The organism is Streptomyces sp. NPDC107559, assembly GCF_055657365.1.
Genome location: NZ_JBVKBD010000006.1, coordinates 127,041 through 150,667, shown reverse-complemented (window position 1 = coordinate 150,667; position 23,627 = coordinate 127,041). Strand labels below are relative to the sequence as shown.

Below are 23,627 nucleotides of genomic sequence, written 5' to 3'. Positions count from 1 at the left end.
TCACCGGTCCTCGGCCACCGCCACCTCGCGTGCCCAGCGGTAGTCCGCCTTGCCGCTCGGGGAGCGACGGACGGTGTCGGTGATCACCAGCTGGCGCGGGATCTTGTATCCGGCGAGGTGGGCGCGGCAGTGGGTCTGGATGTCCTCCAGGGACGGCCGCCGCGCGCCCGCGCGCAACTGCACCACGGCCGCCACATGGCTGCCCCAGCGCACGTCCGGCACCCCGGCCACCAGGGCGTCGTACACGTCCGGGTGGGACTTCAGCGCCTGCTCGACCTCCTCCGGGTACACCTTCTCGCCACCGGTGTTGATGCACTGCGAGCCGCGGCCGAGCACGGTGACCACGCCCTCCTCGTCGACGGTCGCCATGTCGCCCAGCAGCACCCACCGTTCGCCGTCCTTCTCGAAGAAGGTCTCGGCGGTTTTCCGCGGGTCGTTGTAGTAGCCGAGCGGCACGTGCCCGCACTGCGCGACCCGGCCGGTCCCACCGGCGGCGATCGGCTCGTACGTCGCCGGATCCACCACCTGGGTACGGGAGTTGACGCGGATGCGGAAGCCGCGCTCGGGTCCCGAGTCCGCTGTCGCCGTGCCGTTGAAGCCGGACTCGGAGGAGCCGAAGTTGTTCAGCAGCATGGCGTTCGGGACCAGTTCGGTGAACTGTCTGCGCACGGTGTCCGACATGATCGCGCCCGACGAGGAGACGCTGAACAGCGCCGAGCAGTCGGTGCCCTTCATGGGCCCGGCGAGCGCGTCGATGAGCGGGCGCAGCATCGCGTCGCCGACCAGCGACATGCTGGTGACCCGTTCCCGCTCGACGGTCCGCAGCACCTCCTCGGGCACGAACTTGCGGTGCAGCACGATGCGTTGGCCGAAGTTGAAGCCGATGAACGCGGTCAGGGTGGAGGTGCCGTGCATGAGCGGCGGGGTGGGGAAGAACGTGATGCCCGCGCCGCCCGCGGCCACGCGCTCCGCGAGCTCGTGCGGTGCGCGCACCGGCTCGCCGGTCGGCGCCCCGCCGCCGAGCCCGGCGAAGAACAGATCCTCCTGGCGCCACATCACGCCCTTGGGCAGGCCCGTGGTGCCGCCGGTGTAGATGATGAACTGGTCGTCGCCCGACCGGGCCGAGAACCCGCGGCCGGGGTCGCCCGCGGCCTCCGCCTCGCCGAACGGCACGGCCGCCGGGTCCGTGGCGGGCGCTCCGTCCGCCGGTGACCCGACCCGCAGCAGGTGCCGCAGCCCCGGCGCCCGGGGCAGCGCGGCCGCCACCCGGTCGGTGAACTCCGCGTCGAAGACCAGTGCCACCAGGTCGGCGTCCCGGTAGAGGTAGGTCAGTTCCTCCTCCACGTACCGGTAGTTGACGTTCACCGGCACGATCCGTGCCTTGAGACACCCGAGGACCGTCTGGAGGTACTCGACGCCGTTGTAGAGGTGCAGTCCGAGGTGCTCGCCGGGGCGGATCCCGGCGCCGTCGAGGTGGTGGGCGACCCGGTTGGCCGCAGCGTCCAGCTCCGCATAGGTCAGCCGGCGTTCCGTGCCCGTGCCGGGGTGGTCGATGTAGACCAGTGCCTCGCGGTCCGGCACCACGTCGACGACCGACTCGAACAGGTCGGCAAGGTTGTACTCCACCGTTCCTCCTGACCCCGGGGGTGTCTGGCATCCGACGGTTCGCCGGTCATCAGAGCAAAGGGCGGGGCAACAGGGAAGGGTTCGCGTCAAGAAATCTGACTACCTGTCAGAAAACCCTTGAAGTGCCTCCTCCGCTCCTGCAACCTGTTCTCGTTCTCGAGAGGGGAGATGGGCGATGGGTGGGACGGAACACCTCACCGTGCGGCGCGAGGGTGCCACACTCGTGCTCACGCTCAACCGGCCGGACGCCAGGAACGCGCTCTCGCTGGGGATGCTCGTCGGCCTGTACGACGGCTGGGTCGAGGCCGACGAGGACGACACCGTCCGCTCGGTGGTGCTCACCGGTGCGGGCGGCTCCTTCTGCGCCGGGATGGACCTCAAGGCCCTGGCCGGGCAGGGGATGGACGGTGAGCGCCACCGCGACCGGCTCACCGCCGACCCCGACCTGCACTGGAAGGCGATGCTGCGCCACCACCGCCCGCGCAAGCCGGTGATCGCGGCCGTCGAGGGGTACTGCGTCGCGGGCGGCACGGAGATCCTCCAGGGCACCGACATCCGGGTGGCCGGCGAGTCCGCGACCTTCGGGCTCTTCGAGGTCAGGCGGGGCCTGTTCCCGATCGGCGGCTCCACGGTCCGGCTGCAACGGCAGATCCCGCGTACCCACGCCCTGGAGATGCTGCTCACCGGCCGCCCCTACACCGCCCCGGAGGCGGCCGCCATCGGCCTGATCGGACACGTCGTCCCCGACGGCACCGCCCTGGCGAAGGCGCTGGAGATCGCCGAACTGGTCAACTCCTGCGGCCCGCTCGCCGTGGAGGCCGTCAAGGCCTCGGTGTACGAGACCGCCGAGATGACCGAGAGCGACGGGCTCGCGGCCGAACTCAAGCGCGGCTGGCCGGTGTTCGACACCGCCGACGCCAGGGAAGGCGCCCGCGCCTTCGCGGAGAAACGACCGCCCGTCTACAAGCGCGCCTGACCAGCGCGTCCGACCTGCGCGACCTGCACGCCTGACCCACGCAGCCGATCTGCGCGACCTGCACGCCTGACCCGCGCAGCCGACCTGCGCCGCGTCCGACCCGCGCGCCCGGCCCCGCCGAGGAGAGAGAGCCGCCATGCCCGAAGTCCTCAAAGCCCCGCTCGCCGTCGAGTTCCCCTTCACCCGCTCCCTCGGTCCGGTGCAGAGCGCCTTCCTGACCGGACTGCGCGAACGCGTGGTCCTCGGGGTGCGCACGGCCGACGGCCGCGTCCTCGTGCCGCCCGTCGAGTACGACCCCGTCACCGCCGACGAGATACGTGACCTCGTCGAGGTCGGCGCCACCGGCACGGTCACCACCTGGGCCTGGAACCACGAACCCCGCCGCGGCCAGCCCCTCGCCACCCCCTTCGCCTGGGTCCTGGTCCGCCCGGACGGCGCCGACACCGCCCTGCTGCACGCCCTGGACGCCCCCGGCCCGGACGCCGTGCGCACCGGCATGCGGGTCCGGGTCCGCTGGGCCGCCGAACGCACCGGCGCCATCACCGACATCGCCTGCTTCGAGCCGTACGACGGACCAGCCGAGGAGGCGGGCACGCAACCGGTGCCGCACGGCGGGGAGTTCGAGGACGCGGTCACCGGCATCGTCGCCCCGGCCCGCCTCGACTACACCTACACGCCCGGCCGCGCCCAGGCCGCCTACCTCGACGCGCTCGGCGGGCGGCGGACCGTCGGCGAGCGCTGCCCGTCCTGCCGGAAGGTGTACGTCCCGCCCCGGGGCGCCTGCCCCACCTGCGGCGTCGCCACCGTCGAGCGGGTGGAGGTGGGCCCGCGCGGCACCGTCACCACCTTCTGCATCGTCAACATCAAGGCCAAGAACCTCGACATCGAAGTGCCCTACGTCTACGCCCACATCGCCCTCGACGGCGCCGACCTCGCGCTGCACGGCCGGGTCGGCGGCATCCCCTACGACCAGGTGCGCATGGGTCTGCGGGTCGAACCGGTGTGGACGCCCGACGCCCGCTTCCCCGACCACTACCGGCCCACCGGCGAACCCGACGCGGACTACGACACCTACAAGGAGCTGCTGTGACGCGCGCACAAGCCCCCGGGGGCCGCGAGATCGCCGTCGTCGCCTTCGCCCAGACCGATCACCGGCGTACCACCGACGAGCTCTCCGAGGTGGAGATGCTCATGCCCGTCCTGCACGAGGTGCTGGACCGGACCGGCCTGAAGACCGCCGACATCGACTTCACCTGCTCCGGCTCCTGCGACTACCTGGCCGGCCGCGCCTTCTCCTTCACCCTCGCCCTCGACGGCGTCGGCGCCTGGCCGCCGATCTCCGAGTCGCACGTCGAGACGGACGGCGCGTGGGCCCTGTACGAGGCATGGACCAAACTGCTCACCGGGGACGCCGACACCGCACTGGTCTACTCGTACGGCAAGTCCTCGCCCGGCTCGCTGCGCGATGTGCTGACCCGGCAGCTCGACCCGTACTACGTCGCGCCGCTGTGGCCGGACTCCGTGGCCCTGGCCGCGCTCCAGGCACAGGCACTCATCGACGCCGGTGACACCGACGAGTCCGCGCTCGCCGCCGTCGCCGCCCGCAGCAGGACCTCCGCCGGCGCCAACCCGCACGCCCAGCTGCGCGGCCCGGTGCCGCACGGCGGGCACACCGTACGTCCGCTGCGCACCGGGGACTGCCCGCCCGTCGGGGACGGCGCCGCCGCCGTGATCCTCGCCGCGGGGGAGCGGGCCCGGCAGCTGTGCGCGCGGCCCGCCTGGATCCGCGGCATTGACCACCGCATCGAGGCACACGGCCTGGGCGTGCGCGACCTGACCGACTCGCCCTCCGCCCGGCTCGCCGCCGAACACGCCGGGGCCTTCGAAGCCCCCGTCGACACCGCGGAGCTGCACGCCCCGTTCACCTCGCAGGAGGTGGTGCTGCGCAAGGCACTGCGGCTCGACGACCGGGTACGCGTCAACCCCTCCGGCGGGGCGCTCGCCGCCAACCCGATGATGGCCGCCGGACTGATCCGCATCGGCGAGGCCGCCGCCGCCGTCCACCGGGGGGAGTCCGACCGGGCGCTCGCCCACGCCACCTCCGGCCCCTGTCTGCAACAGAACCTGGTCGCCGTACTCGAAGGGGATCCGCGATGAGCAAGGAGCCCGTGGCCGTCGTCGGGATCGGCCAGACCAAGCACGTGGCGGCCCGCCGGGACGTGTCGATCGCCGGACTGGTCCGCGAGGCCGCCCTGCGCGCGCTCGCCGACGCGGAGCTGACCTGGGCCGACATCGACGCCGTCGTCATCGGCAAGGCGCCCGACTTCTTCGAGGGCGTGATGATGCCCGAGCTGTACCTCGCCGACGCGCTCGGCGCGGTCGGCAAGCCGATGCTGCGGGTGCACACAGCGGGCTCGGTCGGCGGGTCCACGGCGCTGGTCGCCGCGAACCTGGTCGCGGCCCGCGTGCACGGCACCGTGCTCACCCTGGCCTTCGAGAAGCAGTCCGAGTCGAACGCCATGTGGGGCCTGTCCCTGCCGATCCCGTTCCAGCAGCCCCTGCTGGCCGGGGCGGGCGGGTTCTTCGCACCGCACGTACGGGCGTACATGCGCCGCAGCGGAGCCCCCGACACGGTCGGCTCCCTGGTCGCCTACAAGGACCGGCGCAACGCGCTGAAGAACCCGTACGCCCATCTCCACGAGCACGACATCACGCTGGCGAAGGTCCAGGCCTCGCCGATGCTGTGGGACCCCGTCCGCTACTCGGAGACCTGCCCGTCCTCCGACGGCGCCTGCGCGATGGTCCTCACCGACCGGGCCGGCGCGGCCCGCGCACCCCGGCCGCCCGCCTGGATGCTCGGCGGCGCCATGCGCAGCGAGCCCACCCTCTTCGCCGGCAAGGACTTCGTCTCCCCACGGGCCGGCCGGGACTGCGCCGCCGACGTGTACCGGCAGGCCGGCATCGCCGACCCGCGCCGCGACATCGACGCCGTCGAGATGTACGTACCGTTCTCCTGGTACGAGCCCATGTGGCTGGAGAACCTCGGCTTCGCCGAGGAGGGCGGCGGCTGGAAGCTCACCGAGGCGGGCGTGACCGAACTGGACGGCGACCTTCCGGTGAACATGTCGGGCGGGGTGCTGTCCGCCAACCCCATCGGCGCCTCCGGCATGATCCGCTTCGCCGAGGCGGCCCTCCAGGTACGCGGCCAGGCCGGGGAACACCAGGTCGACCGGGCCCGCAGAGTGCTCGGGCACGCCTACGGGGGCGGATCCCAGTTCTTCTCCATGTGGCTGGTGGGGGCGCAACCCCCGGACGCCTGAGAAGGGGCCCCCGGGCATCGGGGGACAGGTGCCCCGAAGGTCCCTCTCACGTGGCCTGTCGGCCGTGGGAACCGGTCGCTAGGCTGGCCCGCGGACGACGAACCGGGAGGAGCACGGACGTGGCCGAGAGCACCATCCAGATGCAGCCGCTCGCGGGCTGGGACAAGCCGGAGCTGGACCTCAGCAACGCCGAGTGGCAGTCCAGCAGCCGAGGCCGAGGGGATGTTCAGATCGCTTTTGTCGAGGGATTCATCGCCATGCGCAACAGCGGCCGCCCGGAGAGCCCTTCCCTGATCTTCACACCGGCGGAGTGGGGCGCGTTCGTCTCCGGCGCTCGGGAAGGGGAGTTCGACCTCACCTGAACCGCGGGCCGATCCGGGCGTGTCGCACCCGTTTTTCCGGACACGCGACCTGGTACGCCGTCCTGGGGCCGATGCCTGAGCCAGGCTGACCCCAGGAACGGGAAGGTCGTATTCCGGAGGTGAGGAACCATGAGCGCCCTGCCGGTCATCGCGGCGGTCGACGGCTCGGACGACAGCATGCGCGCCCTGGAGTGGGCCCTCGACGCGGCCCGCAGGCGAGCGGCACTGCTGAAGGTGGTCCATGTGCGGGAGTTCGCCGCCTGGATGCCGGCCGCCGTCCCGGTGGCCGCCCCGCCGACGGCGGAGGACCCCGTTCTGAGCCAGGTCCGGGAACTCCTGGCCGGGCGCGCCGACCTGCCGGAGACGGAGTACGTCGCCGTCGACGGCGCCACCGGCGCCACACTGCCCGAACTGGGCTCGGCCGCCCAGCTCCTGGTGCTCGGCTCCCGGGGCCGCGGCGGCTTCGCCAGTCTGCTGCTCGGCTCCAACGGGCTGGCCGCCGCCCGGGACGCGGCCTGCCCGGTCGTCGTGGTGCCGCGGCCCGACCGCCAGGTCGACGACGCGCCGCCCGCCGGACCCGGGCCCCGCGTGGTCGCCGGCCTGAACGTGGACGCCCCCGACGACGCCACCCTCGCCTTCGCCTTCGCCGAGGCGGCGCTGCGCTCGGCCCGGCTCCAGCTGGTCGCCGCCTACACATGGCCGATCCAGATCTGGGGGGCGCCCGGCGAGATCCTCCCGCCGGTGGTCGAACAGGGGGCGGTGGAGAGCGAGACGCGCACCCTCGCGGAGGGCTTCCTCGCCCCGCACCGCGAACGGCATCCCGATGTCGCGGCCGAGGCGTACGTGCCGCCCGGCGACGCGGCGGGGCACCTCGTCGCGGCCTCCAAGGACGCCGACCTCCTGGTCGTGGGCCGCCACCGCCGCCGTCTCCTCAAGCCCGGCCACCTGCTGGGCTCCGTCACCCACGCCGTCCTGCTGCACGCGGCGAGCCCCATCGCGGTGGTGCCGCCCGCCCCCGCGGAGGAGTGACGCGGACCGCCCCCGCCGGTCCGGCGAACGGAACCGGCCTGGAGACCGGCCTGGAGACCGGCCTGGAGACCGGCCTGGAGACCGGCCTGGAGACCGGCCTGGAGACCGGCCTGGAGACCGGCCTGGAGACCGGCCTTGCGGCGGGTCCGGGAGACCGGCCTTGCGGCGGGTCTTGCGGCCGGTCCCGCTCGGCCCGTTCCGCACACGTACGTTCGACCTTGCCCCGTACGGGTGTCGGGCTGACGTTCGCCCTGCCCCGTACGAGTGCCGTCCCGGCGTCCGGGCCTGCCCCGTACGAGTGCCGTCCCGGCGTCCGGGCCTGCCCCGTACGGAGGCCCGGACGCCGGACCGGCCGTCGGCCGCGCTCGGCGCACCGCCCGACCTCGCCCGCACCCTGCCCACGGCCTCCCCCGACACTCTCCCCGACGGCCGTCGCGCCGGGCCCGCCACCGGCTCGGACCGAGGGCTCGGAAGAGGCGGCCGGGCCGCCCCTGTACACCGCCCCGCGCGACACCGGAAGGACGCCGCGAAGACTTCCACGGGTAAAGCTCAAGGGCGGGTCGTACCCGCCCCGCAAGGCGTACGCTGAGCTGCCTGTAGGTCACGATGTGCGCCCGCACCCCCGCGCGGGCGGATCATCGTGACAGGGGGTGCAACCATGGGGCAGTACTTCGCGCGCGGCAGCAGGACGATCTACGAGCGTGAGAGCGAACTCGCCGCCGTCGACGAGGCGTTGCGCGAGCTGACCGGCCTGCGCGCGGACGGCGCCGAACCGTCCGACCGGCCGCGCGGCGCGCTGCTCGCCGTCGCCGGGCACGCGGGCATCGGCAAGACCACCCTCCTCGCCGAGGTCCGCCGCCGAGCCGTCGCCCGCGGCTGCACCGTGCTCTCCGCCCGGGGCGGGGACCAGGAACAGCGCGTCGCCTTCCACGTCGCCCGGCAACTGCTCCAACCGCAGTTCGCGGGCACGGCGGAGACCGAACTGCGTTCCTCGCTGGGCAGTTGGTACGACATCGTCGGACCCGCGCTCGGCATCTGCGCCCCGACCGAAGGCGCCCCGCCCGACCTCCAGGGCCTGCGCGACGGACTCGACTGGGTGCTCACCCATCTCGCCGTCCAGCGCGCCCCGATGGTCCTCCTGCTCGACGACGCGCACTGGGCCGACCCCGAATCCCTGGGCTGGCTGGCCGCGTTCGCCCCGCGCGCCGAGGAACTCCCGCTCCTGGTCGTCGTCGCCTACCGGCCCGACGAACTCCCCGAGCATGCAGAGTCGTTCCGCCGCCTGCCCGGACGGGCCGGCGGACGCCCGCTCGACCTGGAGCCGTTGAGCGCCGCCGCCGTCGCCGGCCTGGTCCGCGAGGCGGTCGGCGGCCACGCCGACGACGCGTTCTGCCACGAGTGCTGGGCCGTCACCGCGGGCAACCCGTTCGAGACCGTCGAGCTGACCGCCAAGGTGCGCGACCGTGGGCTCAACCCGACCGAGGACGGCGCCCATCTGCTGCGCGACCTCGCGGCCGCCGCCAAGGGCAGCGGCCTGATCTCCCGCATCGAACGGCTCGGCAGCTCCACCGTCCGCTTCGCCTGGGCGTGCGCCGTGCTCGGCACCGAGATCCCCCTGGACCTCGCCGCCGCCGTCGCCGGGCTCGGCCACGAGGAGGCCGCCGACGCCGCCGACGCCCTGCGCGAAGCGCGCGTCCTGACCGGCGAGAGCACCCTGGAGTTCGTCCACCCCCTCATCGCCACCTCCGTCTACCGCAACATCTCCGCCGGTTTCCGGGTCGCCCTGCACGGCCAGGCCGCCTGGTGCGTCGTCGACGCCGGGCTCGGCCCCGCGGCCGCCGCCCGCCACCTCCTGGAGACCCACCCCGAGGGCGACCCCTGGGTCGTCCAGCAGCTGCGCGCCGCCGCCGGCGAGACCCTCAGGGCCGGCGCCCCCGACGCCGCCCGCAGCTACCTGGCCCGCGCCCTGCGCGAACCCCCGGCCGCTGCCGACCGGGCCGCCATCCTGTACGAGCTGGGCTGTGCCTCCCTGCTCACCGAACCGGCGACCACCGTCAACCACCTGCGCGCCGCCCTCGAAGAGCCCATCGCCGACCCCGAACTGCGCCACCACATCGTCTACCGCCTCTCCCAGGTCCTCGCCCACAGCGACCGGCTCGCCGAGGCCTGCGACACCCTGGCCGGCGCGATCCGCGTCACCCACGACGCCCGGGTCAAACTGCGCATGGCCTCCGAGGAGTTCATGTGGAACGCCTTCCGCGCCGACGAACCCGACCACCCCGCCCGCTCCCGCCGTCTCGCCCGGCTCGCCGACCGGCTCAAGGGCCGTGACCTCACCGAGCGGTACATCATCGGCCTGCGCACCTGGGACGCCATCCAGCGCGGCGAGCCCGCCCAGGTCGCCTTCCACCACGCCGAGCGCGCCCTCGCCGGCGGCCTCGGCTGGGCCGAACCCGACCGCGGCTTCGAAGTGCCCGTCCTGGTCGCCCTCGCCTACATGTACGCCGACCGTCCGGGCCGCACCGAGGAACTCTTCGCCGCGGGCATCGCCGATTTCGAACGCCAGGGCTGGCGCGGCGCCCACCTCTCCTTCGCCTACACGATCCTCGGCTACGTACGCCACCGGCGCGGCCGGCTCGCCGAGGCCGAGGACTTCGTCCGTGCCGGGCTGCGGCTGGCCGAACGCGTCGGTCCCGGCACCCCCGCCCACTGGTACGCGGTCGGCACCCTCATCGAGGTGCTGATCGCCCGCGGCCGGGTCGCCGAGGCCACGCAGGTCGCCGACCTCCACTGCTTCTCGGCGCCCTTCCCGGCGGCCGTCGTCTTCCCCGACGCCCAGACCGTGTACGGCGAGCTGCTGCTCGCCCGCGGGCTGACCGAGGAGGCGGCGGCCGAGCTGTCCGCCGCGGGCCGCCGCCTCGACCCGCGCGGCATCCGCAACCCGGCCTGGTGCCCCTGGCAGCTCCATCTCGCCCGCGCCGTGGCCCACGACGACCCCGAACGCGCCGTGGCCATCGCTCACGAAGCGCTCGCCCGCGCCCGCCAGTTCGGCGCCCCCTCCACGATCGGCCAGGCACTGCGTGCCGCCGCCGAGGTCTCCTCGGGCTCCGTCCGCATCAAGCACCTGGAGGAGTCGGTCTCCCACCTGGAGCGCTCCCCGGCCGCCTACGAGCTCGCCTGCGCACTGGTCTCCCTGGGCACCGAACTGCACCGCGCCGGCCGCGCCGAGGAGGCCGCCGACCACCTCTACCGGGGCCTGGAGACCGCGGCGCAGTGCGGCGCCGACGGACTCGTCCGGACCGCCCGCGACGGACTGGCCGCCGCCGGGCTGCGCCCGCGCCGACTGCACACCGACGAGACCGACACGCTCACCGCGCGTGAACGCACCGCGGCCGCACTGGCGGCCCGGGGTCGCAGCGACACCGAGATCGCCGCCGAACTGGACACCGACGAGCCGACCGTCGTACGTCTGCTGTCGGCGGTCTGCCGCAAGATCGGCACGGACCGTACGGGACTGCCGACGGCCCTGGCCGACCACCTTCCGGACTGACACCGGCCGGCACCCGAACGGATCACGGCGGGCGGAGATCCACGGGCCCCGCCGACCGCGGGACGGGCCGGCCCCGTCGGCGCGGCCGCCCGGCCGTCGAGGCCTGCGTCGCGCCCCACGCACCCCCGCGGACCGCGGCGCCGCCATGGACAACGGTCCGCCCACACGTCGCCGAACACGCGCGGGCACGTACCATGGCGGCATGTCGTTCCTCCGCCGCCGCAGCGCCACTCCCGCCGGGCCCGACTTCGACGTCCTGGCCATGGACCCGGGCGACTGGCCCGGCAATCTGGGCGCGGGCCTGCTGCCCGCCCCCGACGGCAGCTGTCAGGGCGTCTTCCTGCGCTACGACCTCTTCGGCGGTCGCGGCCCCGCGATGATCATCGGCAATCTGCCCGAGGGCTCCCCGGCCCGCGAGGTCGCCGAGGGCGAGATCCCCTTCGAGGTGGCCCAGCTTCTGCTGGCGCTGGAGAACGACGAGGAGGTGACCGTCGTCGGCACCGAGGACATGCCCGTGATGCAGGGCGACAACCTGCTGATCGTGCGTCGGCTGAAGCTGTCCGAGGGCCGCATCTCCTGTGTGCAGTTCGACCGCAGCGACAACGTCCTGGTGACCATCGCCGCCTGGGACCGCCCCATCACCGACGACCTGTACGCCCTGCTGAAGCCGCTCCCGGCGGAGCTTTTCCAGCAGGGCTGACCACCCGGCAGGGCCGACCGGCACCGGTCACGCCGGCACCGGTCGGGCCCCGGCGTCCGTCAGTGGGACGACGGTACGGCGTCGACGTCCGCGGCGCGCACGAACTCCACCCGGTGGCCGTACTGGATCTCGTAGTACTGGTCCTTGCCGACGACCACCTTGTGCGAGTCGGTGGCGAAGGTGACCGCGTAGAAGTACTCGCCCGGCACCTTCTCGCCGGCCGCGTACCGCTGGCCCGCCGGGATCCGGTACGGCAACGGTGACACCGTCTGGGCCGGGACCCCCGCCGGGTACGCCTCCTTCTCCGGGTAGGCACGCCCGTAGACGGGGATACTGTCGAGGCCCGCCTTCGGCGTGATCACGAGCCCGGACGCGTCCACCGCGGTCGGCTGTTTCTTCGGGTTCTGGAACCAGGCCTTCTGGCCCAGGAACCAGATCGCCGTCCAGTCGCCCCAGTGGTCGGCGACCGCGTACCGCTGGCCGGTCGACGCCCGCGAGGACAGGTCGTTCACGTTGTCCGTCGGTGCCGTCCCCAGACCGATGTCCTTGATCAGCGCGGAACCCGTGTCGTGGTCGGAGTACAGCCGCACCGCACTGGAGCCGTGGGCGTCGCAGGGCACGCCCTTGGTCACACAGCCCGTGTACACCGGCTGGTTGGCCGTGTAGCGGGGGAGGATCGTCACCAGGCCGCCGTCCTTCTTCGCGGTGCGCTTGAAGGGGTGGTCAAGGAGCTCGAAGTAGTGGCGCCAGTCCCAGTAGGGCCCGGGGTCGGTGTGCATACCGGGCACGGTCGCCGTGGTCGGGCCGGGCACGGTGTCGTGACCGAGGATGTGCTGCCGGTCCAGCGGGATGCCGTACTTCGTGGCCAGGTACTTCACCAGGCGGGCCGACGAGCGGTACATGGCCTCCGTGTACCAGGTGTCCGGCGCGGCGAGGAAGCCCTCGTGCTCCAGGCCGATCGACTTGGCGTTGATGTACCAGTTGCCCGCGTGCCAGGCCACGTCCTTCGCCTTGACGTGCTGGGCGATGTGGCCGTCGGTGGAGCGCAGTGTGTAGTTCCACGACACATAGGTCGGGTCCTGGACGAGGCTGATGGTCCCGTCCCAGGCGCCCTCGGTGTCGTGGATGACGATGTACCTGATGCTCTGCGACGCCGGGCGGTCGCCCAGGTCGTGGTTGCCGTAGTCGTTGTCGCCGAACTCCGCGTACGGTGCCGGGATCCACTCGCAGGACACCGTCTTCGGGCACTCCGTGCCGTCGGCGGAGACCGTGCGCAGGCCCGTGCGGGCCAGCTGTCCGGTGTCGGGCGCGAGGTCCGGCTGCGCGGCCAGGGCGACCCGCTGGCCGGCGTCGGTGGTGCGCTCCTCGCCGGTGTGCAGCACGTCGTACACGTCGTTCGCGTACGCCGCCGCCGTGGCTGTGTCGTCCGCGCCGGAGAACCGGGCGACCGCGCCGTACCAGTCGGCCGGATCGGCGCTCAGCGGCTCGCCCAGGCCCCGCTGGGCGGCGGCGAGCAGCGCGGCACCGCCGGTCACGTTGGCGGCGGGGTCGGTGCGCAGGGCCTCGGCGCTCAGGCCGGTCAGCTCGGCGGCCCTGGGCAGCGTCTTGAGGCGGTCGGGGAGCTGTGCGTCGCGCGGTACCTCGGAGGTGCGGACCCCGGTGGTGGGGGCCTTGGCGGGACGGGCGCTGTCGCCGCGCGCGTCCTCCGTGCCGTCGCTGTGGTGCGAGGCCTGCGCGAGGGCGGTGCGGGCGTCCGTGAGATGCATCGGGCCGTAGCCGCCGGTGACGCTCGGCGCTCCGTCGTGCGTGTCCCAGCGGGACTGGAGGTAGGAGACGCCGAGCAGGACGCTCTGCGGTACGTGGTAGGCGGCGGCCGCGTCGGCGAACGCCTGCTGGAGGCCGTCCGTCGGGTCCGTGGCGCCGACGGACGGAGCGGCGCCGAGCAGGGGCAGCAGCAGGGCCGCGCAGGCCACGGTGCCCGCGGCTGCGCGGGCGTGTCTGCGCCCGGTGGTTCGGTCGGGGGCGGTGGCGTTTCCGGGCAATGCGGCCTCCTGGGGCGATCGGGCGCGATGAGACGTGCGGGGCCGGGCGTGTCAGTGGTACCGGCTCTCCGACGATCCGTCAATCATGCCCAGAGGGAGGCGATTTCCCATGTCAGCAGGGGGGCGGCAAGTTTCGTGGCGACGGCTCGCGGGCCTGCGGGGCGTCAGTGGAGTACACCAATGGCCGTGCGGGACGGCAGTCGGTGGGTAGGACGAGGTCCGCGGTGTGCGTCGTCGGTCGGACACGCGCCGCGGACCGTCATCGCTGTCAGCGGGTGCCGACCGCCGCGCGTACGGCCCGGCGGGCCAGCTGGCAGTCGTCGTGCAGCCGCCGCAGCAGCAGCCGCTGTTCCTCGCCGGACGGCGCGGCATTCGCGGCGGCCGTGTTCGGTGCGGCCGGGGCCGCCTCGTTCAGCGAACGCTGCACGGCGGTCTCGTAGGTACGGATCTCGCGGGTCAGGACGAGCATCAGGTTCACCAGGAACGCGTCCCGTGACGCCGGTCCCGCCGACTGGGCGATCTGGCTGATCTGCCGACGGGCCGCCGGTGCGTCCCCGAGCACCGACCACAGCGTCGCCAGGTCGTAGCCCGGGAGGTACCAGCCCGCGTGCTCCCAGTCCACCAGCACTGGACCGGCCGGTGAGAGCAGGATGTTCGAGAGCAGGGCGTCGCCGTGGCAGAACTGGCCCATGCCCTGCCGGCCCGCGGAGAGCGCGATGCCGTGCAGCAGCTTCTGGAGGTCGCCCATGTCCCGGTCGGTGAGCAGCCCCAGCTCGTGGTCGCGGGAGATGCGGGCCGCGTAGTCCAGCGGTGCGTCGAAGGTCCCCGCCGGCGGACGCCAGGCGTTGAGCCGGCAGATCGCGCCGAGGGCCGCCCGGATGTCGGTACGGGGCGGAGCCTCGGCGGGGTGCCGCTGGAGGGCCGCCACCCGGCCGGGCATCCGTTCGATCACCAGGGTGCAGTTGTCCGGGTCCGCCGCGATCAGTCTCGGCACCCGCACCGGGGGGCGCTGCCGGACGAACGTGCGGTACGCAGCTATTTCGTGGCGGTATCGCTCGGCCCATACGGGCGAGTGGTCGAGTAAGCACTTGGCGACGGCCGTGCTGCGTCCCGTCGTACCGACGAGCAGGACCGAGCGGCCGCTTCGGCGCAGCACCTGCACCGGGCTGAACTCCGGGCAGATCCGGTGCACCGACGCGATCGCCGCGCGCAGCTGGGCGCCCTGCGGTCCGGACAAGTCGAGTCTCCCGCTGAGCGGTTGCGTACCGACGCCCGGGGCCCGCCGCGGCCGGCCCGTACCGATGACGGGGGCCGCGGTCGACCGCGCGGGGTCGAGGTAGGGGCCGCTGCCGCCCGGGCGGGGGTGCAGGAGCCGGGGCGGGGCGGACACGGAGGACGATGCTGCGTACATGGGCGAAACAGATCCCTTCGTGTGCCTGCGACGTCAGTGCGCTGCCCGGCCCGGCCGCCCGGGTGCACCCTGGGGAATGTCCCTCGGCGACCGGGTCGGGGTGGCGCGTTCCTACCTGACACCCGTCGCCCCGTGGCACACCATCTGGCGCACCCTGGCGAAGCCTGGCGAATAGTCGCCCGGCAACTCTCACCGGGCTACATTCAACTCAGCCGAGAACCTGGGGGCTTGACGTGAGCGGAGAACCCAACACCCGTCTTTCGGACCTGTTCGGCCTGGCCGGCTGGTCCAAGGGCGAACTCGCGAGGCTGGTCAACCGGCAGGCGGCGGCCATGGGCCACCCCCAACTGTCGACCGACACCTCACGGGTGCGGCGGTGGATCGACATGGGAGAGATCCCGCGTGATCCGGTGCCGCGAGTGCTGGCGGCCCTGTTCACCGAGCGACTCGGCCGTGTCGTGACCATAGAGGACCTAGGTCTGGTCCGGCACGGGCGTGCGGGGAAGCGGCAGGGCGCCGGGAATGCGGAGCATCCCGACGGTGTGCCGTGGGCGCCCGAGCGGACTGCCGCGGTCCTCACCGAATTCACGGGAATGGACCTCATGCTCAACCGACGCGGCTTGGTGGGCGCGGGTGCCGCGCTCGCCGCCGGATCCGCCCTCAGCAGCGCCATGTACGACTGGCTGCACACCGATCCGACCCTGACCGCCGACGCTCCCCGGTACGACCAGCCCCTGCACGCCGATCCCGCCGGGTTCGACCGCTACGAGGCCGCGCCCATCGGGGCGCAGGAGGTCGAGGAACTGGAGCGTTCCGTCGAGGTGTTCCGGGCCTGGGACGCGGCCCGCGGCGGCGGCCTGCAACGCAAGGCCGTGGTGGGCCAGCTCAACGAGGTGGGAGGCATGCTCGCCTACCACCATCCTCCGCATCTCCAGCGACGCCTGTGGGGCGTCGCCGCCAACCTCGCCGTCCTCGCGGGCTGGATGTCGCACGACGTCGGTCTGGAGCCCACGGCCCAGAAGTACTTCCTCATCGCCGCCCATGCCGCCCGCGAGGGCGGTGACCGGCCGCGCGCCGGGGAGGCGCTGTCCAGGGCGGCCCGCCAGATGGTGCATCTGGGGCGGCCCGGCGACGCGTTGGACCTGATGAGCCTCGCCAAGTCCGGTGCGGGCGACGAGGTGCTGCCGCGCACCCGGGCGATGCTCGACACCGTGGAGGCCTGGGCGCAGGCGTCGATGGGCAAGGGGCAGGCGATGCGCCGCACCCTCGGGCAGGCGGAGGACCTCTTCGTCTCCGACCGGGCGGACCGGGAGACACCGGACTGGATGCAGACGTTCAAGGAGGAGGACCTGTACGGCATGCAGGCCCTGGCCTACCGCACGCTGGCCGAGCACGATCCGGCAGCGGCCGTGCACGCCCAGCACTACGCGGAGAAGGCCCTGGCCCTGCGGGTCGACGGACGGCAGCGGTCGAAGATCTTCGACTTCCTGTCGATGGCCTCCGCCTGCTTCATCGCGGACGACCCCGAACAGGCCGACCGCTACGCCCGGCTCGCGCTGGTGTCGATGGGCTCGAACTCCTCGCACCGCACCTGGGACCGGCTGCGCGAGATGTACCGGCTCACCGCGGAGTACGCCGGCTATCCGAGGATCAGCGAACTGCGTGAGGAGATCCGGCAGGCGCTGCCGAAGACGGTGAAGCGCAGTGGCAGCGCGCGAGCCTGAGGGCTGCGTACGGCCGCTGTCGTGAGCCGTACGGAGGCGACGGCAGAGCACCGACGGCCCACCGGCTCGACCGGTGCCGACCGCGGGCCCGACCGACGACGACTATGCGACCACGACCGACGACGACAGCTGTACGGCCACAGCCGACGACAGCTGTACGACCACGACCGGTGACAGCCGGACGATCACTGCCGGTGACAGCCGGCCGATCACGAGGCCACGCGGGCCAGGAGCACACACGCGTCGTCCTGCCGCTCGGCCCCGCCGAACTCCTCCACGACCATCCGTACACAGTCCTGCGCGGTGCGTGCCTCGCCGAAGCGCGGGGCCAGGTCGAGGAGTCGGTCCACGGCTGTGTCCCGGCTGCGCCCGGGGACCAGTCCGTCGGTGTGCAGCAGGAGCAGGTCGCCCACCTGGAGCGTCACTTCGGCCTGTCCGTAGACGGCGCCCGAGGTGGCGCCGAGCAGCACGCCGTCCGGGGAGTCGAGCCTGCGCCCCGTCCCGTCGCGGTACAGCAGCGGGGCGGGGTGTCCGGCCTGCGCCCACACCAGGGTGCGGGTGTCCGGGCGGTAGCGGCAGCAGACCGCGCTACCGAGGGCCGGCTGGACGGTGGCGTCGATCAACTGGTTCAGCAGTGCCATCAGTTGGGCGGGTCCGGTGCCGGCCATCGCCATGCCGCGCAGGGCGCCGAGGAGCATCGCCATGCCGGAGGTGACGGTGGGGCCGTGTCCGGTGAGGTCGCCGACGCTCAGCAGGGTCTCCCCGTCGGACAGTTCCAGCGCGTCGTACCAGTCGCCGCCGATCAGTGTGCTCGTCGAGGCCGGCAGGTAGTGGGCGGCCAGGTCCAGCGCGCGCGGTCCCTGGTGCGGCAGGCGCAGGGCGCCGCGCCACGGGGGCAGTACGGCCTCCTGGAGTTCGACCGCGAGCCGGTGCTCGGTCTGGGCCCGGTGCTGGTGGTGCCGCAGCGAGTCCTGGGACTCGGTCACCGCCCGCTGGGTGCGCCGCAGTTCGCTGACGTCGCGCAGAACCGCCCACATGGAGACGGTGCCGCCGTCGGCGTCGAGGACGGGCTCGCCCATCATGTGCACGGTGCGCAGCCCGCCGTCCGGGCGCGTGATGCGGAACTCGCCGTCGATGGGCCGGGCGTCGACGAGGCAGTCGGTGACCATGGCGGTCAGCAGCGCGCGGTCCTCGTCGAGCACCAGGGAGGGCAGTTCGTCGAGAGTGAGCGGGGGAGCGGCCGGGTCCCGGCCGAGGATCGCGAACAGCTCGCCCGACCAGCTGGCCTCGTCGGTCAGCAGGTTCCACTCGGCGCTGCCGACCCGGCTGAGCAGGGAGCCGGTGCACGGTGCGGCGGGTGCGGGCGGCGGCGCGGGTGCCGTCCAGGGCGCGGGCGGCGCCGACGGGCCGTCCCGCAGCTGTGCCAAGTGCGCGTCCAGGTCGTCGAGTTGATGCAGCGCCAGATCGTACAGAGCGCGCTGCCAGCGTTCCTCGGGCTGCGACCCGTCGCCCGGCGCGTCGCGCCGTACGGCGTCCACCTCGCCCTTGAGCCGTCGCGCCTGCGATATCAGCGCGTCGACCGAACCGCGTCCGGGCGGCTGCGCGGCGGGGCGGTCCGCAGAGCGAGGGGACGGCATGACGCACTCCGATGCGGGAACGGTACGACCAAGGCTGACGGAAGGACCGTTACGACTGTTGCACAGCCCGCGACTCCGTGTAAGGGATTCGGCAACACCCGATCCGGTGGTGCTTCTGGCATATGTCAGCGTCTTTATGGCGCGGTGGGGCGGGGTGATTGACGTACGTGGTCCGAAGGGGCAAGTCGTAGACGGGGTACGTGCCTTGGCGGATCGACGGGGTCTTCGGGCCGTGTTCATTCGTGTGTTCGACGCCTCTTTGTTCTAAGAATGACCACATCGCCTATTCAGTGATGCAGGTCACATCAAATTGTTACCGTCTTCGCGTAATGCGAAGGCCCCCTACGGGGTCGTAAAGACAAGAACCGCGATCCGGCCGAGCGGCCAGCCAACCATCCGGGGGAGAACGACCATGGACGTCACCGTCGAGCAGCCCAGCCACGGCCGCCTGATCACCGCGGAGCAGCGGGAACTTCCCGTTCCCGCCACCTTCCGCTACACCGCCGCCGACCCGCTCGCCGTCCATGTCGACTTCCCGCCCGAGGTCTCCCTCGACGGCGCGGGAGCCACCTGGACCTTCGGCCGTACGCTGCTGGAGGCCGGCCTCCAGGGCCCGGCCGGCGGCGGCGACGTGCACATCTGGCCGTGCGGGGGGTCCCGTACCGTCCTGGAGTTCCACTCCCCCCACGGGATGGCGCTGCTCCAGTTCGACACCCCGGCGCTGCGCCGCTTCCTGGTGCGCACCTATGCGGTCGTGGCGCCCGGCGAGGAGGATCTCGCCGCCGCCGTCGACGAGGGGCTGAGGGCGCTCTTCCCCACCGCCTGAACTCAAGTCGCCGCTCAGGCAGCGCATTTGACTGCTATTCACCTGCGCCTCGCCGCGCGGGCAGGGAGCTCGACGACTGCCCCGTGCAGCCTTGCGGCGGTGTGCCGCACGGGCACTCCGCTGACGAGGGCGGGGCGAATGACACCGATCAGCCGAAGAGGTTTCGTGGGACTGGGCGCTTCCATGGCGGCGGGCATCGCGACCGGCACGGGCCCCCGGACGGCCGCCGCGGCCGGGGCGGCGGCCACCGGCACGATCTCGGACGTACGCCACGTGGTGATCCTCATGCAGGAGAACCGCAGCTTCGACCACTACTTCGGACGCCTGCGCGGAGTGCGCGGCTTCGACGACCGCAGCGGCATCACCCTGGCCGGCGGCCACGGCGTCTTCGACCAGCCGAACGGCTCCGGCCGCCAGTACCCGTGGCGGCTGAGCGCCACCCCCGCGGCCGGAGGTGCGGACGGCGAGACCCTCGCGCAGTGCAACGGGGAACTGCCGCACTCCTGGTCCTCGCAGCACGCGGCCTGGAACAAGGGCCGGATGGACAAGTGGGTCTCCGGCGTGGGCAATGTACGCTCCCTCGGCCACCTGGACCGCGCCGACATCCCCTTCCACTACGCGCTCGCCGACAACTACACCGTCTGCGACGCCTACTTCTGCTCCACGCTCAGCGCGACCGGCCCCAACCGCACCTACCTGTGGAGCGGCAAGGTGGACGCGGCCAGCTACGACGGCGGCGACGAGTCCGGGCTGACCTGGCAGAACTACGCCGAGGCACTCCAGGCCGCCGGGGTGACCTGGCGGGTCTACCAGAACGCCCGGGACAACTACGGGGACAACGGCTGCGCGTACTTCAAGAAGTTCGCCGCGGCCAGGGCGGGCGACCCGCTGTACGACCGGGGCATGTCCTCCGTGCCGAGGGCCACCGGCTCGACCCCCGACGACATCGCCGCCGCCATCAGGGCGGACGTGGTCGCGGGCACGCTGCCCCAGGTCTCCTGGGTGGTCCCCAACCAGGCCTTCTCCGAGCACCCCTACGCCCCGCCCGGCGACGGCGCCCACTTCGTCGACCTCGTCTACCGGGCACTGGCCGCGGACCCGGACGTCCTCGACTCCACCGTCCTGTTCCTCAACTACGACGAGAACGACGGCTTCTTCGACCATGTGCCGCCCCCGGCCCCGCCCGCCGGCACCGCCGGCGAGTTCCTCAACGGGGTCCCGTACGGATTCGGCTTCCGCGTCCCCATGATCGTGATCTCGCCCTGGACCCGCGGCGGCTGGGTCTCCTCCGAGGTCTTCGAGCACACCTCGGTACTGCGCTTCCTGGAGGCCTGGACGACGGCCCTGGGCAAGCCCGCCGCCTGCCCCAACATCAGCGCCTGGCGCCGCAGGGTCAGCGGCGACCTCACCGGCGTCTTCGACTTCGCCGCCCCGGTGTACGGCGCGGTGGACCTGCCCGCCACGAGCGTCATCGGCTTCGCCACGTGCGGGCCGCTGCCCAACCCGGTGCCCACCACCAACGCGCCGCCCGCCCAGGAGCCCGGCACCAGGCCCGCCAGGGCGCTGCCCCACCAGCCCGGCGGCCAGCTCGACCGGCTGGAGTTCGGCGCGAGCGGCCGGATCCTCGCCTGGTTCACCATGGCCAACCAGGGCGCCCCCGCGACCCGGGCGGCGCACTTCTCGATCCACCCCAACGCCTACCGTGACACCACACCCTGGCAGTACACCGTCGACGCGGGCGCCACCGCGACCGACTCCTTCAACATCGGCGCGGGGTACGGCGACGGCAAGTACGACCTGACCATGCTCGGCCCCAACCGCTTCCTGCGCCGGTTCCAGGGCGATGCGACCAGGGCCGGCAAGTCGGCGGAGGTGAGCGCGCGTTACGCCGTGGAGTCCGGCACGGGCCGCGAGGCCCTCTGGCTGCGGATGACCAACTCGGCCGCCGCCGCGGTCACGTTCACCATCACCGCCAACCACTACCGCGACGACGGTCCGTGGACCTACCGGGTCGCGGCGGGCGGGTCGACGGAGGACTTCTTCAACGTGGTCGCCCACCAGAACGGCTGGTACGACCTCACGGTCACCGTCGACTCCGACACCACCTGGTCGCGCCGGTTCACCGGCCACCTGGAGACCGGCGCCCCCAGCGTCAGCGGCTGACGTCCCCGTACAGGTCCGGGCGCGGGGCCAGCTCGACGGCCACCCGGCCGCCGCTCTCCAGCGCCCGGACCCCGGCCTCGGCGACGACGGAGGCGGCGTAGCCGTCCCAGACGCTCGCCCCGGTGACCCGGCCCCGCCGGGTCGCGTCGACCCAGGCCTGCACCTCACGGTCGTAGGCGTCCGCGAACCGCACGAGGTAGTCCAGCGGCACCTGACGGCTCGCGGCGCCCGCCGCCGTCACGGCCATGGCGTGCTCCTCGCCGATGCGGGCGCTGCCCTCCTCGCAGACCGCCTCGCAGCGCACCTGGTAGCCGAAGCCGCAGTTGACGAAGACCTCCACGTCGACCAGCGCGCCCCCGGCCGTCTCGAAGAGCACGAACTGCGGGTCCAGCAGGCCCTCGGGGGCACCCGAGCCGGGCCGGGGCCGGAACACGCTCACCGCGGTCAGCTCCTGGTCCAGCAGCCAGCGGGCCGCGTCGATCTCGTGCGACACGGAACTGTCGATCAGCATGGCGCTGGTGAAGCCGGGCGGCGAGGAGACGTTGCGGTGGGTGCAGTGCAGCATCAGCGGCCGCCCCAGCCGCCCGCTGTCCAGCAGGGACTTCAGCCGCCGGTACTCGGCGTCGTAGCGGCGCATGAACCCGACCTGGGCGAGCCGGCGGCCCAGCCGCGCCTCCGCCTCGACCACCCGCAGCGCCCCCGCGGACCCCGGCACCATCGGCTTCTCGCACAGCACCGGCAGACCGCGGGCGAAGGCCGCCAGCAGGGCCTCCTCGTGGGCCGGACCCGGCGACGCGATCAGTACGGCGTCGACGCCCGGCGCCGAGAGCGCGGCCTCCGCCTCGGTGTGCACCGCGACGCCGTCGAGTCCGGCGACCGCCTCCTTGGCCCGTCCCGCGTCGGGATCGGCGACGGCGGCCACCCGCGCGCCGCTCACCACGTGAGCGAGACGTCGTATGTGGTCGGCCCCCATGTGGCCGGCTCCCAGAACAGCTACCCCCAGCAGGTCGGACACGTCTCCCAGGCTCCTTTCCGGGGCCCGCGGCGGGCAGCGGTGCTGCCCGGGCGGGTCCTCGGCGACCAGCGTTTCATGGTCGTCAAGGGGACGGGAGAGCGCGCGGGCGGGCCGGTCCGCCCGCGCGTGCGGTCAGTAGCGCAGCACGCCCGCGATGCCCTGGGCGTCGCCCAACGTGCCGTCCGGGACGAAGCGGACGTCCGCGCCCGTCTCCAGACACTGTTCGACGATCTCGTCGATGATGTCCTCGCGGGCGTCCAGGTCGCCGCTCATCGCGGGGATCAGATGGTCGCCGGCTTCGCGGACCGTGACCCGGTAGTTCTCCTCGACGGCCAGCAGCCGGATCCGCGCCTGACGGGCGTTCTGCCAGATCTCGTCCACCCCGGCCGCGAACTCCTTGCGCCCGCGGGCGGATTCGAGCTCCCGGCGGACCGACTCCACGTTCCTGCGGGCCTCGGCGGCGATGACCGGCCGTACGGCCTGCCACACCGCGTCCGGGGACCCGTTCGCGAGTCCTCCGTGCGGGATGTGCACCGCGTTCCTGCTGGTGGCCCCGCCCACCTCGGCCAGCATGGACAGCGCCGCCGGTTCGCCGGTGATGTACAGGGCCCGCGGGCTGTGACGCAGGATCCGGCTCATCGCGATGTCGGCCTCGCGCAGGAAGTGGCGGGTCCCCTCGTCGCGGAAGGTGCTGGGCTGGTCGCCGATGCGCTGCTGGCGCTCGGCGTCGAAGTTCTCGGGCCCCCGGGCCATCGGGAAGTCCTCGATGCGCTCCTCGGTCACCCGGTCGGCGCCGCCGTTCCAGAGCGTGACGCGGTCGGCGGAGACCGACAGCACCCAGAACGGTCGTTCGGCGGCCTGCGCGGAGACCAGGTTGCGGGTCAGGAAGGTGTCCGAGAGTACGACCCGCTCCGGAACCGGACGGGCCAGCGACCACACCTGATGCTCTCCGGGGGCGGCGAAGATCACCAGACCGTCCTCGGCGTGCGCGAGGTCGATCTCGGCCAGCGCGCGGTCCAACTGGTCGACGACTGCGCTGCGTCCCGACCGGGTGACCGCGGGATCGGACTCCAGTTGCCGCTTGGCCTCGGCCACCGCATTGCGCAGCCGGACCGGATCCTGCGCGTTGTCGGGCTCGCGGCGGTGCGTGGGGGTCAGCACGGACACCGCCGGGTACGGTCGCGGCCGCCGCAGCTCGGCTAGGGTCGTTGGACTGAGTGCGTGCTCCATACCAGAACGATAGGAC

17 protein-coding genes are annotated in these 23,627 nt (G+C 73.0%); 11 read left to right on the top strand and 6 right to left on the bottom strand.

Annotation, left to right across the window (positions count from 1 at the left end; genetic code table 11):
* On the bottom strand, nt 1-1,626 hold the full coding sequence (locus tag ACZ7OY_RS19910) for an acyl-CoA synthetase (protein ID WP_471912556.1): 1,626 nt from the start codon (nt 1,624-1,626) through the stop codon (nt 1-3).
* Between the two features lie 175 nt (nt 1,627-1,801).
* On the opposite strand from ACZ7OY_RS19910, the gene ACZ7OY_RS19905 reads away from it, so the two are divergent.
* The 8 genes from ACZ7OY_RS19905 to ACZ7OY_RS19870 all read left to right on the top strand — a co-directional run bounded on the left by ACZ7OY_RS19905 (nt 1,802) and on the right by ACZ7OY_RS19870 (nt 11,563).
* Complete coding sequence (locus tag ACZ7OY_RS19905) at nt 1,802-2,602, top strand: crotonase/enoyl-CoA hydratase family protein (RefSeq protein WP_471912555.1); 801 nt, start codon at nt 1,802-1,804, stop codon at nt 2,600-2,602.
* 136 nt (nt 2,603-2,738) lie between these two features.
* Nucleotides 2,739-3,692: a Zn-ribbon domain-containing OB-fold protein gene (locus tag ACZ7OY_RS19900; protein ID WP_471912554.1), complete on the top strand. Its 954-nt coding sequence runs from the start codon at nt 2,739-2,741 to the stop codon at nt 3,690-3,692.
* On the top strand, nt 3,689-4,759 hold the full coding sequence (locus tag ACZ7OY_RS19895; protein WP_471912553.1) for a thiolase domain-containing protein: 1,071 nt from the start codon (nt 3,689-3,691) through the stop codon (nt 4,757-4,759). The genes ACZ7OY_RS19900 and ACZ7OY_RS19895 overlap by 4 nt, the downstream gene beginning before the upstream one ends.
* Entirely contained in the window at nt 4,756-5,922 is a 1,167-nt protein-coding gene (locus ACZ7OY_RS19890; RefSeq protein ID WP_152892456.1) for a thiolase domain-containing protein, read from the top strand. Before ACZ7OY_RS19895 ends, ACZ7OY_RS19890 begins: the two co-directional genes overlap by 4 nt.
* Nucleotides 5,923-6,041: 119 nt before the next feature.
* Nucleotides 6,042-6,284, top strand: a complete 243-nt coding sequence (locus ACZ7OY_RS19885) for a DUF397 domain-containing protein (RefSeq protein WP_351606108.1) — start codon at nt 6,042-6,044, stop codon at nt 6,282-6,284.
* 129 nt (nt 6,285-6,413) lie between these two features.
* The gene (locus tag ACZ7OY_RS19880) at nt 6,414-7,313 is read left to right on the top strand and encodes a universal stress protein (protein WP_471912552.1); all 900 of its coding nucleotides are present in this window, start codon (nt 6,414-6,416) and stop codon (nt 7,311-7,313) included.
* A gap of 658 nt (nt 7,314-7,971) precedes the next feature.
* The gene (locus ACZ7OY_RS19875) at nt 7,972-10,863 is read left to right on the top strand and encodes an ATP-binding protein (RefSeq protein ID WP_471912551.1); all 2,892 of its coding nucleotides are present in this window, start codon (nt 7,972-7,974) and stop codon (nt 10,861-10,863) included.
* A gap of 202 nt (nt 10,864-11,065) precedes the next feature.
* Nucleotides 11,066-11,563 carry a hypothetical protein gene (locus tag ACZ7OY_RS19870; protein ID WP_351606116.1) on the top strand — a complete coding sequence of 166 codons (498 nt, stop codon included), beginning with the start codon at nt 11,066-11,068 and terminating at the stop codon, nt 11,561-11,563.
* A gap of 59 nt (nt 11,564-11,622) precedes the next feature.
* Here ACZ7OY_RS19870 and ACZ7OY_RS19865 read toward each other — a convergent pair whose 3' ends face one another.
* Nucleotides 11,623-13,605, bottom strand: coding sequence for an N-acetylmuramoyl-L-alanine amidase (locus tag ACZ7OY_RS19865; RefSeq protein WP_471912550.1), 1,983 nt, complete (start codon nt 13,603-13,605; stop codon nt 11,623-11,625).
* A gap of 268 nt (nt 13,606-13,873) precedes the next feature.
* Nucleotides 13,874-15,016, bottom strand: coding sequence for an aminoglycoside phosphotransferase family protein (locus ACZ7OY_RS19860; RefSeq protein WP_471912549.1), 1,143 nt, complete (start codon nt 15,014-15,016; stop codon nt 13,874-13,876).
* A 233-nt stretch (nt 15,017-15,249) separates the two neighbouring features.
* On the opposite strand from ACZ7OY_RS19860, the gene ACZ7OY_RS19855 reads away from it, so the two are divergent.
* Nucleotides 15,250-16,740, top strand: coding sequence for a DNA-binding protein NsdB (locus tag ACZ7OY_RS19855; protein WP_471912548.1), 1,491 nt, complete (start codon nt 15,250-15,252; stop codon nt 16,738-16,740).
* A gap of 209 nt (nt 16,741-16,949) precedes the next feature.
* Here the strand turns inward: ACZ7OY_RS19855 and ACZ7OY_RS19850 are convergent, their stop codons facing one another.
* The gene (locus ACZ7OY_RS19850) at nt 16,950-18,377 is read right to left on the bottom strand and encodes a PP2C family protein-serine/threonine phosphatase (protein ID WP_471912547.1); all 1,428 of its coding nucleotides are present in this window, start codon (nt 18,375-18,377) and stop codon (nt 16,950-16,952) included.
* Nucleotides 18,378-18,789: 412 nt separating this feature from the next.
* On the opposite strand from ACZ7OY_RS19850, the gene ACZ7OY_RS19845 reads away from it, so the two are divergent.
* The gene (locus ACZ7OY_RS19845) at nt 18,790-19,203 is read left to right on the top strand and encodes an SsgA family sporulation/cell division regulator (protein ID WP_384734370.1); all 414 of its coding nucleotides are present in this window, start codon (nt 18,790-18,792) and stop codon (nt 19,201-19,203) included.
* 138 nt (nt 19,204-19,341) lie between these two features.
* The gene (locus ACZ7OY_RS19840) at nt 19,342-21,366 is read left to right on the top strand and encodes a phosphocholine-specific phospholipase C (protein WP_471912546.1); all 2,025 of its coding nucleotides are present in this window, start codon (nt 19,342-19,344) and stop codon (nt 21,364-21,366) included.
* Here ACZ7OY_RS19840 and ACZ7OY_RS19835 read toward each other — a convergent pair.
* Together ACZ7OY_RS19835 and ACZ7OY_RS19830 are read right to left on the bottom strand one after the other, a co-directional pair.
* On the bottom strand, nt 21,356-22,381 hold the full coding sequence (locus tag ACZ7OY_RS19835) for a Gfo/Idh/MocA family protein (RefSeq protein ID WP_471912545.1): 1,026 nt from the start codon (nt 22,379-22,381) through the stop codon (nt 21,356-21,358). The genes ACZ7OY_RS19840 and ACZ7OY_RS19835 overlap by 11 nt on opposite strands.
* A 132-nt stretch (nt 22,382-22,513) precedes the next feature.
* Nucleotides 22,514-23,611 carry a baeRF3 domain-containing protein gene (locus tag ACZ7OY_RS19830; RefSeq protein WP_471912544.1) on the bottom strand — a complete coding sequence of 366 codons (1,098 nt, stop codon included), beginning with the start codon at nt 23,609-23,611 and terminating at the stop codon, nt 22,514-22,516.
* Nucleotides 23,612-23,627: the final 16 nt, after the last annotated feature.

What these genes read in the sequence shown, in the direction of transcription:
- ACZ7OY_RS19905 (WP_471912555.1), top strand. Translation starts at nt 1,802, where the DNA reads ATGGGTGGGACGGAACACCTCACCGTGCGGCGCGAGGGTGCCACACTC.
- ACZ7OY_RS19900 (WP_471912554.1), top strand. Translation starts at nt 2,739, where the DNA reads ATGCCCGAAGTCCTCAAAGCCCCGCTCGCCGTCGAGTTCCCCTTCACC.
- ACZ7OY_RS19890 (WP_152892456.1), top strand. Translation starts at nt 4,756, where the DNA reads ATGAGCAAGGAGCCCGTGGCCGTCGTCGGGATCGGCCAGACCAAGCAC.
- ACZ7OY_RS19880 (WP_471912552.1), top strand. Translation starts at nt 6,414, where the DNA reads ATGAGCGCCCTGCCGGTCATCGCGGCGGTCGACGGCTCGGACGACAGC.
- ACZ7OY_RS19875 (WP_471912551.1), top strand. Translation starts at nt 7,972, where the DNA reads ATGGGGCAGTACTTCGCGCGCGGCAGCAGGACGATCTACGAGCGTGAG.
- ACZ7OY_RS19870 (WP_351606116.1), top strand. Translation starts at nt 11,066, where the DNA reads ATGTCGTTCCTCCGCCGCCGCAGCGCCACTCCCGCCGGGCCCGACTTC.
- ACZ7OY_RS19860 (WP_471912549.1), bottom strand. Translation starts at nt 15,016, where the DNA reads ATGTACGCAGCATCGTCCTCCGTGTCCGCCCCGCCCCGGCTCCTGCAC.
- ACZ7OY_RS19850 (WP_471912547.1), bottom strand. Translation starts at nt 18,377, where the DNA reads ATGCCGTCCCCTCGCTCTGCGGACCGCCCCGCCGCGCAGCCGCCCGGA.
- ACZ7OY_RS19845 (WP_384734370.1), top strand. Translation starts at nt 18,790, where the DNA reads ATGGACGTCACCGTCGAGCAGCCCAGCCACGGCCGCCTGATCACCGCG.
- ACZ7OY_RS19840 (WP_471912546.1), top strand. Translation starts at nt 19,342, where the DNA reads ATGACACCGATCAGCCGAAGAGGTTTCGTGGGACTGGGCGCTTCCATG.
- ACZ7OY_RS19830 (WP_471912544.1), bottom strand. Translation starts at nt 23,611, where the DNA reads ATGGAGCACGCACTCAGTCCAACGACCCTAGCCGAGCTGCGGCGGCCG.